At 36.6% G+C, this 12,943-nt stretch carries 12 protein-coding genes; 11 read left to right on the top strand and 1 reads right to left on the bottom strand.

Features of this window, described 5'->3' with window-relative positions; translation table 11 throughout:
* Positions 1–60: 60 nt before the first annotated feature.
* From argB to argH, 3 genes are all read left to right on the top strand, one after another.
* Positions 61–855 carry an acetylglutamate kinase gene (gene argB / locus DD829_RS00175; RefSeq protein ID WP_108411535.1) on the top strand — a complete coding sequence of 265 codons (795 nt, stop codon included), beginning with the start codon at positions 61–63 and terminating at the stop codon, positions 853–855.
* Positions 830–1,912: a M20 family metallo-hydrolase gene (locus DD829_RS00170; RefSeq protein WP_116547417.1), complete on the top strand. Its 1,083-nt coding sequence runs from the start codon at positions 830–832 to the stop codon at positions 1,910–1,912. Before argB ends, DD829_RS00170 begins: the two co-directional genes overlap by 26 nt.
* 432 nt (positions 1,913–2,344) lie before the next feature.
* Positions 2,345–3,649, top strand: a complete 1,305-nt coding sequence (gene argH / locus DD829_RS00160) for an argininosuccinate lyase (RefSeq protein ID WP_116547416.1) — start codon at positions 2,345–2,347, stop codon at positions 3,647–3,649.
* A gap of 147 nt (positions 3,650–3,796) precedes the next feature.
* On the opposite strand, the gene DD829_RS00155 is transcribed toward argH, so the two are convergent.
* Positions 3,797–4,258, bottom strand: a complete 462-nt coding sequence (locus DD829_RS00155; RefSeq protein ID WP_076393695.1) for an Lrp/AsnC family transcriptional regulator — start codon at positions 4,256–4,258, stop codon at positions 3,797–3,799.
* 164 nt (positions 4,259–4,422) lie between these two features.
* Here DD829_RS00155 and DD829_RS00150 point away from each other — a divergent pair, with 164 nt between their 5' ends.
* The 8 genes from DD829_RS00150 (at position 4,423) to tnpA (ending at position 12,868) form a co-directional block, all read left to right on the top strand.
* Positions 4,423–5,409 (top strand): L-histidine N(alpha)-methyltransferase, encoded by a 987-nt coding sequence (locus tag DD829_RS00150; RefSeq protein WP_108408633.1) that lies wholly within the window; start codon positions 4,423–4,425, stop codon positions 5,407–5,409.
* A gap of 21 nt (positions 5,410–5,430) precedes the next feature.
* Positions 5,431–6,612 carry an ergothioneine biosynthesis protein EgtB gene (gene egtB / locus DD829_RS00145; RefSeq protein ID WP_108408632.1) on the top strand — a complete coding sequence of 394 codons (1,182 nt, stop codon included), beginning with the start codon at positions 5,431–5,433 and terminating at the stop codon, positions 6,610–6,612.
* Between the two features lie 9 nt (positions 6,613–6,621).
* Positions 6,622–7,527, top strand: coding sequence for an ABC transporter ATP-binding protein (locus DD829_RS00140; protein WP_108408631.1), 906 nt, complete (start codon positions 6,622–6,624; stop codon positions 7,525–7,527).
* Positions 7,527–9,089 (top strand): ABC transporter permease/substrate-binding protein, encoded by a 1,563-nt coding sequence (locus DD829_RS00135; protein WP_108408630.1) that lies wholly within the window; start codon positions 7,527–7,529, stop codon positions 9,087–9,089. The genes DD829_RS00140 and DD829_RS00135 overlap by 1 nt, the downstream gene beginning before the upstream one ends.
* Positions 9,090–9,279: 190 nt before the next feature.
* Complete coding sequence (locus DD829_RS00130) at positions 9,280–9,954, top strand: DNA-3-methyladenine glycosylase family protein (protein WP_228408089.1); 675 nt, start codon at positions 9,280–9,282, stop codon at positions 9,952–9,954.
* A 184-nt stretch (positions 9,955–10,138) separates the two neighbouring features.
* Positions 10,139–11,029 carry an aspartate carbamoyltransferase catalytic subunit gene (locus DD829_RS00125; RefSeq protein ID WP_108408629.1) on the top strand — a complete coding sequence of 297 codons (891 nt, stop codon included), beginning with the start codon at positions 10,139–10,141 and terminating at the stop codon, positions 11,027–11,029.
* A gap of 312 nt (positions 11,030–11,341) precedes the next feature.
* A complete protein-coding gene (locus tag DD829_RS00120; protein ID WP_108408628.1) occupies positions 11,342–12,418 on the top strand; it encodes a carbamoyl phosphate synthase small subunit in 1,077 nt (358 codons plus the stop codon).
* Positions 12,419–12,421: 3 nt separating this feature from the next.
* A complete protein-coding gene (gene tnpA / locus DD829_RS00115) occupies positions 12,422–12,868 on the top strand; it encodes an IS200/IS605 family transposase (RefSeq protein ID WP_116547415.1) in 447 nt (148 codons plus the stop codon).
* Positions 12,869–12,943: the final 75 nt, after the last annotated feature.

The following is a 12,943-nucleotide window of genomic DNA, read 5'->3' as shown; positions in this document are numbered from 1 at the left end:
TTAAAACCTGTTAGGTTTCCCCTTGCAAACTTTGACAAGGCTTTCCAAAAAGTATATACAATGAAAGAAAAATTATACATCATTAAAATTGGCGGAACGTTAATTGATGACGAGGAATTATTAGAACAGTTTTTAGAGCAGTTTGCAGAAATTCAGGAAAAGAAAATTCTGGTACATGGAGGAGGAAAACTGGCAACAACTTTAGCCGACAAACTGGGAATTGAGCAAAAACTCGTAAACGGAAGAAGAATAACCGATAAAGATACGTTGGATATTGTCGCAATGGTTTATGCGGGAGGAATCAATAAAAATATCGTGGCAAAACTTCAGCAGAAAAAGTGTAAAGCCATTGGTTTTTCGGGAGCGGATGCGAACTTAATTAAAGCCAAAAAAAGAGAAAACGCCGAAATAGATTTCGGATTTGTGGGAGATATCACCGAAAAAAGTGTAAACAGAAAATTAATTTCAAAATTGCTGAAACTGGAACTGGTTCCTGTATTTTCGGCAATTACCCACGATAAAAAAGGACACCTTTTCAATACCAATGCAGATACTATTGCTTCGGTAATTGCACAGGCTTTATCCGTAAAATATGATGTGGAATTGTTATACTGCTTTGATAAAGAAGGAGTTTTGGAAGATGTGAACAATCCGGAATCGGTTATTAAAAATATCTCCGAAGACGAATTTTCAACCCTAAAAGAGGACGGAAAACTTCACAAAGGAATTCTTCCTAAACTGGAAAATGCTTTAGGAGCAGTGAAAAATAATGTCAATAAGGTATTCTTAATTAAAGAAACCGAACTAAAAAACCATATAGAAAACCATCATGCAGGAACTGAAATCTGTTTATAGCAAAGAAGAATTGCGGGATAACGCGGTTGAATTATTAAAAAAGCTGATTGAGATTCCGTCATTCAGCAAGGATGAATTTAACACGTCGGTGGAAATTGAAAATTTTTTCAAAAAACATCAGATTCCGACAAAACGTTTTAAAAATAACATTTGGGCGGTAAACAAAAATTTTGATGTTTTCAAGCCATCTATTTTGCTGAATACCCATCATGATACCGTAAAACCGAACAAAGCGTATACTTTGGATCCGTTTGTTCCTATTGAAAAAGACGGGAAATTATTCGGATTGGGAAGTAATGACGCGGGAGCCTCATTGGTTTCGATGGCGCAGGTTTTTTTACACTTTTATGAAAAAGAAAATTTACAATATAACTTAATTATAGCTTTGACGGCAGAGGAGGAGATTTCAGGTTTTGACGGTATTGAAGCGCTTTTCCCCCAATTACCCAATATTGAACTCGCCATTGTAGGAGAACCCACGCAGATGAATCTGGCGATTGCAGAAAAAGGACTTTTGGTAATTGATGGTGAAATGAAAGGCACTCCTTCTCACGCCGCTCATCCGAACAATGATAATTCGATTGTGAAATGCATGGAAGATTTACAGAATATTTTAAATTTCAGATTTCCGAAGGTTTCAGATTATTTGGGTGAAGTTAAAATTACTTTGTCAGGAATCCACGCCGGAGTTCAGCATAATGTCGTTCCGGAATCCTGTACTTTCACTTTAGATGTAAGAGTTACGGATGAATATTCCAATAAAGAAGCATTTGAAATCATACAGTCTCAGATGAAATCCACTTTAACCGCAAGATCTTTCAGGCTGAATTCTTCTAAAATCGAAATGGATCATCCTTTTGTAAAAGCAGGTTTGGAAATTGGGAGGACAACGTACGGTTCCCCAACTTCATCGGATCAGGCGATCATTCCGTGTAAATCAGTAAAGCTCGGTCCCGGCGACAGCACACGTTCTCACACCGCGGATGAATTTATTTTCATTGAAGAAATCGCAGAAGGAATTGAGATTTACATCAAGATTTTGGAGAAAGTTTTATAAGCTGGAAGTAGGAAGAGGGATGATGGGAGTTTATGAAGCATAAAAATATCGACCTAAGAAAATGGAGCGTTAAGAAAAATAATTTTATGAACGTTAAGAAAATCCCACTGTTTGAGTGCGACGGAAATATCAAATCGAAGAACAAATATTCAATTCGCGCAAGTTTTGGGGATTTTAGGGTTCAATTTAAATTTTTAGCCGGAGTTTCCAGTCTTGAATTTTTGTTTCTTTTGTTTCAAGACAAAAGAAAACATAAAAGAAATATATTCAGTTATGTCATTCTGAAAGAAACGAAGTGGATTGAAGAATCTTTAAATTTAGATAGATTCCTCCTTCGTCGGAATGACAAAATCAATTAATAAAGGAAGATATAAAAGTTGGTTGTAAACATCCGTCACCCAACTTCCAACTTCCAACAAAAAAGAAATTTTTATGAAAAAAATATGGCAGAAAGACGATAACGCCACCAATATATTAGTCAATACATTCACAGTCGGGAAAGATCTTGATTTTGATGAACGTCTGGCAAAATACGATGTCAAAGGTTCAATGGCACACTGCAAAATGTTGGCAGAAGTAGGGATTATTTCCAATGAAGAATCTGAGAAAATGTTATTTGTCTTATCGGAAATTTTAAATGAGATCGAAAACGGCACCTTTGAAATCGATAAAAATGCGGAAGATATTCATTCTCAGATTGAATCAATTTTAATTGAAAAATTAAGCGATAACGGAAAGAAAATTCACACGGCGCGTTCCAGAAACGATCAGGTTTTACTGGATATCAAATTGTATTTATTGGACGAAATCCGTGATATTACAGCATTAACAGACGAATTCTTTCAGATATTAATCAAACTGGCGGAACAGCATAAAAATGTGTTGCTTCCGGGATATACGCATTTGCAGATTGCGATGCCTTCCTCATTCGGATTGTGGTTTGGAGCTTATGCAGAAGCGTTGTTAGATGATATTGAAATGCTGTTTTCAGTTAAAAATATCATCAATAAAAATCCATTGGGTTCTGCGGCGGGTTATGGTTCGTCTTTCCCGATAGACCGTGAAAGTACGACATATAATTTAGGCTTTCAATCGATGAATTACAATTCCGTGTATGCTCAGATGACGCGTGGGAAGTCTGAGAAAATGCTGTCGATGGCAATGGCGACTTTAGCCGGAACATTAGGAAAATTCTCTTACGATGTTTGTCTGTATTTAAGTCAGAATTTCGATTTTATAAGCTTTCCGAAGGAATTTACAACAGGAAGCAGTATTATGCCTCACAAGAAGAATCCGGATATTTTCGAGTTGGTTCGTGCACGTTGCAACAGAATACAGTCATTACCGAATGAATTTATTTTACTGACGAATAACCTTCCTTCAGGCTATCACAGAGATATGCAGCTTACGAAAGAAATCCTTTTTCCTGCGATTGATTCCTTAAAAGAATGTCTGGAAATTTTAAATTATACATTACCCAATATTCAGGTGAAAGACGGAATTTTGGAGGATGAAAAATATAAATATCTCTTCAGCGTAGAGAAAATTAATGAAGAAGTAAAAAACGGAAGTTCCTTCCGGGATGCTTACGTAAAAGTAGGGCAGGAGATTGAAAATAATGCGTTCGATTTTGAAATTGGAAATTTAAACCATACGCATCAGGGAAGTATCGGGAACTTGTGTTTAGATAAAATTGAATATCAGTTTAATAAACTGAAAAATAAGTTGTTGGGATAATTTTCAATAAGAGAATTGTTTAGAATTGTGTATGAGATGCTTCGACAGGCTCAGCATGACACCGCTGCTAATGAATCGCTGTAAAACAGTTAGTATTAGAGATGTCATGCTGAGCCTGTCGAAGCATCTTTATTTATCAGATGAAATTTAACCCAGATCAATCTTAAACTTCGTAGACTTTTTCACCTCGTGCAAAACAATAGAACTGTGATATTGCCCGATATTAGGTATGTTTGAAATCACATTCACCGTAAAATCATTATAAGAATTAATGTCTTTTGCAATAATTTTCAGCATGTAATCATATTCACCGGAAAGACTGATGATTTCCTGAACTTCATCATGCTGCATGATGTTTTTCTCAAATGTTTCCAGAACTTTTTTAGACTGTTCTTTAAGACGCACATTGCAGTAAACCACAATATTTAAGCCCAGTTTTTCACGGTTTAAAAGACCCACATATTTCTCAATAATTCCCTGTTTCTCCAGTTGCTTGATGCGTTCGTACGTCGGAGTGAAAGTAAGACCAATTTTTTCTGAAATTTCTTTCACCGAAAGTGTAGAATCTTCCTGAATAATACTGAGAATCATCCTGTCTTTTAAATCCATATAGTCTATTTTGAATGGTAAATATACAATTTTATAAAAATTAAAACTAAATTTTTTGTGTTTTGAACTCAAAAATCCCTTCATAAACAGCCCGAATATTAATCTTTGTATTTTAGGCAATGGCAAAATAATTGCTGTAATCTGCGTACGAAATCCAGATTAATATGAACCGAAATACGACTACGGCAACAACTTCATTGGCTGATTACGACACCCATCATAAATTTAAAAGTGAAATTTTAGACGGACTGAAAGAGGAGCCTAAACATTTATTATCCAAATATTTCTACGATAAAAAAGGCGACGATCTTTTTCAGCAGATCATGAATATGCCGGAATATTATCTCACCGATTGCGAACTTGAAATCTTTACCGGAAAAAAGAGGGAACTCGCAAATGCGATACGAGCATTCGACGAACCTTTTGATCTGGTGGAACTCGGAGCGGGAGATGCTACAAAATCCTCTCATCTGCTTGAATATCTTGTAAAGCAAAACGCAGATTTTACCTATATGCCGATTGATATTTCGGCAAATATTATTTCTGTTTTGGAGGAAAATCTTACATCTGAAATTCCGGGGCTTAAAATGACGGGGCTCAATGGAGAATACTTTGAAATGCTCGATAAAGCAAACAAAATTTCTTCCCGCAGAAAAGTCATTCTTTTTTTAGGAGGGAATATTGGAAATATGGAAATTGAAGAAGCCTATCAGTTCTGTAATGCATTGAAATCGAGACTCAATCCGGATGATATTCTTCTCATTGGTTTTGATCTGAAGAAAAATCCACACACCATTCTTGCTGCCTATAACGATAAAGCGGGAATAACGGCATCGTTCAACCTTAATCTTTTAGACAGAATTAATGAAGAGCTGGATGCAGATTTTAAAACGAATCAGTTCAAACATTACCAAACCTACGATCCGCTTTCCGGAGCCTGCAGAAGTTACCTGATCAGTCTGGAAGATCAGTCGGTACATATTGAAGAGGAAGAGGTAAACTTTAAGGCAAATGAAGCTATTTATATGGAAATTTCTCAGAAATATTCGGAAAAAGAAGTCGATATAATGGCAAGAAAAACAGGTTTTAAACCGTTAAAACAGATTTCGGACACCAAAGGCTGGTTTGTGGATGCGATCTGGAAAGTCTAATTTAAATTAAAAGCTAAAACGATGATCGAACAGAATACACTAGTCAAAGAAAAACAGTTGCTTGAGAATTACCGCAGAATCAGAGCGCGGTCTGTGGAAATATGCGAACCACTTGAAACAGAAGATTTTGTAGTTCAGCCTGTTATAGATGTAAGTCCGCCAAAATGGCATTTAGGACATACCACATGGTTTTTCGAAACTTTTATTTTGATCCCGAATCTTGATGGTTATGAGGTGTTTAATTCCCAATATAATTTCGTTTTCAACAGTTATTACGAAACCATTGGGGCAAGAGTAATCCGGACGGACAGAGGAAATTTAAGCCGACCTTCGGTTGCAGATATTTTTCAGTATCGGAAATATGTAGATAAACAGATGGAAACTTTTCTTTTAAACAACGACTTATCCGATGATCTTCAAAAACTGTTTGAATTAGGTTTAAACCACGAACAGCAGCATCAGGAATTATTATTAACCGATATGAAATATATTCTCGGACACAATCCTTTATTTCCCGCTTACAACGAAAATTTTCCTTTGGAAAAGTCAGAATCTGAGAATCTTGAAATGCTTTCTTTTAAGGAAGGAATTTATGAAATAGGATTTGAAGGAGAAGAATTTTGTTTTGATAATGAACTGAACAGACATAAAGTATATCTCAATGATTTCCAAATCTCAAACCGATTAGTAACCAATTCAGAATATCTGGAATTTATGAATGACGGAGGATATGAAAATTTCAGACATTGGCATGCGGAAGGTTGGGAATGGGTGAAAGAAAATCATGCAAAGGCTCCCTTATACTGGCATTTTATTGAGGGTAAATGGATGCTGTACACGTTGAACGGTTTAAAAGAAATCACTCCCGACGAAGCCGTTTGTCACATCAACTTTTTTGAAGCATCGGCTTTTGCCTCTTGGAAAGGAATGCGTTTACCTACCGAAGCGGAATGGGAAGTCGCTTCCGGAAAATTTGACTGGGGAAAACGCTGGGAATGGACAGGAAGTGCTTATCTTCCGTATCCCGGCTTTGCAAAAGAAGAAGGAGCGGTAGGAGAGTATAACGGAAAATTTATGGTCAATCAAATGGTGTTAAGAGGCGCTTCATTAGCAACACCAAAAGGACACAGCCGGAAAACATACAGAAATTTCTTTCCCACATCACTGCAATGGCAGTTTACGGGGATCCGACTGGCTAAATAATTCCCATTGATGATTACGGTAGAATCTGTTTCCAAAAGTTTTAAAAATCGTCCCGCAGTGGACGATATTTCCTTTGCTGCCCATGAAAAGGAAATTCTGGTATTGCTGGGAACAAGCGGCTGCGGAAAAACAACTACTTTAAAAATGATCAACCGGCTTATTGAATCAGATTCGGGAAGAATTTTAATCGATGGTAAAAATATCAAGGATCATAACGTTGAGCAACTGAGAATGGGAATCGGTTATGTCATGCAGAATTCAGGGCTTTTTCCTCATTATACGGTTGCAGAAAATATCGCTGTCGTTCCGAAACTTCAAAAATGGAACTCAAAGCAGATTAAAGACAGAACGGAGGAGCTTATTCAGAAATTACATTTATCCGGTGATGTTTTAAACAGATTTCCCCACGAATTAAGCGGCGGACAACAGCAGCGCGTCGGAATAGCCAGAGCTTTAATCGCCAATACTCCGGTCTTACTGATGGACGAACCTTTCGGAGCATTGGATAATATGACGAAATCCGAGATTCATAATGAGTTTAAAACGCTGGACGAGCTTAAAAATAAAACCATCATTCTGGTAACCCACGATGTATCTGAAGCTTTCGAATTGGGACACAGAATATGCCTCATGGATAAAGGAAAAATAATACAGATCGGAACTCCGAAAGAAATGATTTACCGTCCTACAAATGATTTCGTGAAAAATTTCTTTGCCAATAACCGTTTAACATTAGAATATCAAATCACGAAAATTTCAGATCTGCAGTTTAAAAATGTTTCAGAAAAAAGATTTGATGAAGATCAGAATATCTGGAATGTTTTGCAGGATCTCAGTACAAATTCCGGAGATGCTGAACTTTACAACACAATTACAGCTTCTTTTAATGAATACCGACAAAAACAGTTGACCTGATGCAGCAAAGTTTATGGCAGTTTCTTGTTGAGCAGCAACACAAAATCTATATTCAGGTGATCCAGCATTTGGGATTAACCTTTATAGCCCTGTTGTTGGCAATTGCTGTCGGTTTGCCGTTGGGAATTCTCATCAGCCGGAAAAAGAAATTAGCCACTCCGGTTTTAACGGTTGCCGGAATTTTACAGACCATTCCAAGCATTGCCTTGCTCGGTTTTATGATTCCCGTTTTCGGGATCGGACCACAACCCGCCATTGTCGCACTGTTAATTTACGCTTTATTACCCATCATCCGAAATACGTATACAGGAATTTCGGGAGTAAATGACAATATCATTGAAGCGGCAAAATCTTTGGGAATGACAAAAAGCCAATTACTTCTGAAAGTAGAATTGCCTTTAGCAATGCCGGTTATCGTTGCCGGAATAAGAACTGCCGCAGTAATCAACGTTGGAGTCGCAACGTTGGCTTCTTTTGTTGCAGCGGGAGGTTTGGGAGAATTTATCTTTGGCGGAATTTCCCTGAACAATTCAAATATGATTCTTGCAGGAGCAATTCCGGCCGCTTTACTGGCAGTTATTGTGGATCAGATGATTGCTTTTGTTCAGAAATCAGAATACCGTACAATCAGAAAAATGATATGGATTGTTCCTTTATTATTGATTGTCGTCGAAGGAATTTATTTTGGGAATAAAAACTCATCAACCCAATTAAAAGCAGGTTTTACCCCTGAATTTATGGGAAGAAAAGATGGAGATATCGGCTTAAAAAAGATTTATCAGCTGGATGTCAATCCTTCGGTTGTTAATGACGCTCTCATGTACAAAGCTCTGTATGAAGGCAAATTAGATATCATCAGCGGATATTCTACCGATGGAAGAATAAAAGCATACGATCTTTTGGTTCTTGATGATGATAAAAAAATATTTCCGCCTTACTTCGCAGCTCCTATTATTAAAGAAAAAACGTTGCAGAAATATCCTGATCTCGAAAAGACGCTCAATCTTCTTTCAGAAAAAATCAATGATTCCGTGATGACCGAACTGAACTATCAGACAGATTATCTTCATCAGGTTCCTGAAAAAGTAGCAAAAGAATTTTTAATCAGGAATAATCTGTACAAAGCGCCTCAAGAAGCAGGAAATCAAACCGTCCGGATCGGATCAAAAATTTTTGGAGAACAATATATTCTTGCCGAAATCTACCGAATGCTCATCGAAGGAAACACAAACTATAAAGTTGAAACTAAAACAGGATTAGGCGGAACAAAAATCTGTTTTGATGCCTTAATGAATGATGCTGTCGATTTTTACCCGGAATATACAGGTACCGGATTGCTGGTTCTGCTCACTCCGGATCATAAAACGATTGAAAATGTGACCAAAAGCCCTGATCTTACCTATCAGTTTGTACAAAATGAATTCATCAAAAAATACAAGATCCGTTGGCTGAAACCGATTGGATTTAACAATGCGTATGCGCTCGTTATGCGAAGAAAACAGGCAAATCAGCTAAAAATAAAATCTATAACAGATTTAAAAAACATGGAGACCGAGAAATAATTTCCGCTGTACTAATTTTAAATTTAACCACAAAAGATACAAAGGGCTTTATTTAAAGTATTTCAAAAGTCTGCAAAGAGAAAAAATCTTTGATTTTTTTAAACTTATATGCTCTTTTTTCCATTAGGTATTAAACTTAAGAAACTAAAGTGTTTAAATCTTTTATGGTAAAAAAGTGTAAACAAATTTAATGATAAAGATTGTAAAACAAAACACAAAAGACATGACTGATGAAATACTGACTTTCAATACCTCAAATTTTCATGAGATGTGTGATTTTCTCGCGAATTGTGATCAGCATTTAAAATCAATTATCGAAAATCATGGTTATCCTCCGATGTGGAACCGAGAAAATACTTTTGAAACCCTCGTTCATATCATTCTGGAACAGCAGGTTTCTCTCGCTTCAGCCTTAGCCGCATTACATAAACTGAAAGAAAAAATTACAGAAATCACTCCTGAAAACATTCTTAGTCTTACGGATGCCGAAATGAGAGAATGCTATGTAAGCCGACAGAAAAATACATATATCAAAAGTCTGGCAAATTCAATTCTGGAAAGAAAAATCAATCTTGAGAAATTCCGGAAAATGTCTGATGAAAAAATTCGGGAAACATTAATCAGCTTAAAAGGAATCGGAAACTGGACGATCGACATTTATCTTATGCTTGCTCTGCAACGAACCGACATTTTTCCTATCGGAGATCTTGCCGCCGTGAATGCTTTGAAAAAAATTAAACGGCTGCCTCCGAAAATATACAGAGAAGAAATCATAACAATCAGTAAAGAGTGGAAACCGCTCAGAAGTGTTGCTACAATGGTACTTTGGCACTATTACTTATCAGATTCGGCCAGTAAAAAATGATGGTTTTTTTATAAATTCAATTTTCATTTTGTCAGTTTACAGAATTGTTATATCTTTGCACCTAATGAATAACACAGTATTTATATCATTAGAATTACCGGGCGTAGACGCCCTTTACGATATTTATTTATTTTAAGCGAAGATATTTTCTTCGCTTTTTTTTTGTAAAAAATTTAAAGACAATATGTTTACGATTACAGAACTAAGCAACGAGAGAATCAACAGTATAGTAACAGAAGCATTAGCTTTTGCGAACGGGAAAACTGCCAAAATTGAAGGAGAAGTTTTCTGTTCCAATCTTTTCTTCGAAGACAGTACAAGAACGAAAACAAGTTTTGATATTGCTGAAAGAAAATTAGGATTGCAGGTAGTTCCTTTCGATGCTTCCCACAGTTCCGTAAACAAAGGAGAGAGTCTTTATGATACGGTAAAAACCATCGAAAGTCTGGGCGTAAATCTTGTCGTAATCAGAGATAAGAAAGACCGGTATTTCGATGAACTGAAAAATATAAAAATTCCGGTGATCAACGGAGGAGACGGAACAGGAAACCACCCTTCACAATGTATGCTGGATTTAATGACGATCTATCAGGAATTCGGAAAATTTGAAGGATTAAAAGTAGGAATCGTCGGAGACGTAAAACACAGCAGAGTGGCAAATTCCAATGCCGAAGCTTTAAGAAGACTAGGCGCAAAAGTATATTTCTCAGGACCGGAACAGTGGTTTGATGAAGGAGCCTTAATCAACGGAACCTATCTGAATATTGATGAAATGATTCATGATGTAGATGTTCTGATGTTATTAAGAATCCAGCACGAAAGGCATGATGCCAAAATGAGTTTCTCCGCTTCAGAATATCACAAAAAATATGGCTTAACCAAAGAAAGGGAAAAAGCCATGAAAAAAAAAGCCATCATCATGCATCCTGCACCCATCAACAGAGGAGTGGAAATTGATGACGATTTGGTAGAATGCGAACGCTCAAGAGTTTTCAAACAAATGCAGAACGGTGTTTTCGCAAGAATGGCAATTTTAAAAGAAGCCTTGGAAAAACAAGGATATACTTTTAAATAAGAACCAACGTAAAAGAGCCAAGCTAAAAGTAAAAAGAATCAAGTAGTAAGCCGACCCGCAAGGGTCAAACAACAATAGCTGTTGGTAAAACCCTTGGAAAAGAAAAAAAGATGATGACCAAAGCCCTGAAAGGGCGATCTGTTAATAGCCGTGGGTAAAACCCATGGAAATAAGAAAAAGAAGATAATCAAAGCCCTAAAAGGGCGATCTGTTAATAGCCATGGGTAAAACCCTTGGAAACAAAAAAGCTAAAGATTATCCAAGCCTCGTAGAGGCGACCTGTTAATAAAAAAGAAAATCTAAATAAAGAAAATGAAGAAAAAATTAATACTGGAGTCCGGTGAAGTGTTTCACGGAGAAGGTTTCGGAGCAGAATTGGAAACTGCAGGAGAGGTGGTTTTCAATACCGGAATGACAGGATATCAGGAATTGATCTCTGATCCGTCTTATTGCGGTCAGATTGTTTGCATGACCTATCCGCTTATCGGAAACTATGGAATTAATAGAGATGATTATGAGAGTATTGAACCGGCAATCAAAGGTCTTATCGTAAAAGAACTTTGTGATCTGCCATCCAATTTCCGTACTCAGATTACTTTAGATGAATTATTTAAAAAGAAAAACCTTTCAGGAATTTCAGGAATCGATACCAGAAGACTGACAAGAATTCTTCGTAACCACGGAGTGGTGAAAGGAAAAATCGTAAACGCTGATGCCGATGAAAGCACAGTAGTTTCAGAATTAAAATCAACCAGCTTCCCAACCAATCAGGTAGAGCAGGTTTCCACAAAAACACCTTATGCAAATCCGGGAAGAGGCCTAAAAGTAGTATTGGTAGATTTTGGTTCCAAATTAGGAATTATCAGAGAATTATCCCAAAGAAACTGCGATATCACAGTCGTTTCTCAGAACGTAACCGCAGAAGAAATCTTACTGATGAATCCGGACGGAGTGATGCTTTCTAATGGTCCCGGAGATCCTGAAGATAATCAACAGGCTTTAGAAATGATCAGAGGAATTTTAGGAAAAGTTCCGATTTTCGGAATCTGTTTAGGACACCAGTTAATTGGTTTGGCTTGTGGCGCAAAAACCTTCAAATTAAAATTCGGACACAGAGGTGGAAACCATCCGGTGTTGGATTTAGAGAAAAACAAAGTAGCGATCACTTCTCAGAACCACGGTTACGCAGTAGATCAGGAAAGTTTAAAAAATACAGACTTAATAGAAACACACATCGCACTGAACGACAGAACAAACGAAGGTCTGAAACATAAAATTCACCCTTGTTTCTCCGTTCAGTATCACCCTGAAGCAAGTCCGGGTCCTGAAGATGCAAATTATTTGTTCGATGAGTTTATTGAATTAATGGAAAACTTCAAGAATAAATAAGAAATGTCAACATTTCGCCAAATATACTATCAGATTGTATTTAGTACGAAGTACAGAAAACCTGTATTGAGTATTGAGCATGAGGATGAATTATATAAATACATTTGGGGAATTGTTAAAAATAAAAACTGTAAACTTTATAGAATTAATGGAATGCCGGATCATATTCATTTATTTACAGATCTACATCCATCAGTTTCATTAAGCAGTTTTGTAAAAGATATAAAGGTTTCAAGCAATTTATGGATAAAGCAAAGCGGTTTATTCCCTGATTTTGAAGAATGGCAAAGTGGTTACGGAGCGTTCACTTATTCAGAGAGAGAAAAGGATATCATCGTTAATTATATTAAAAATCAAAAGGAACATCATAAAACTGAATCTTTTGAAGATGAATATAAAAACTTGCTAAAATCTCATGGAGTTGAATTTGATGAAAAATATCTTTGGTAAATTATGTTCAACCCATTTTATGGGTTGTCCGAATGGGATTAAAATTCCCAATCCATAGGTTTCACCTACGGCTAT

This window comes from Chryseobacterium sp. HMWF035 (assembly GCF_003094695.1).
GTDB lineage: Bacteria > Bacteroidota > Bacteroidia > Flavobacteriales > Weeksellaceae > Chryseobacterium > Chryseobacterium gambrini.
Note: the sequence above shows the minus strand (reverse complement) of the source record. Positions and strands in the feature narration are given on the sequence as shown.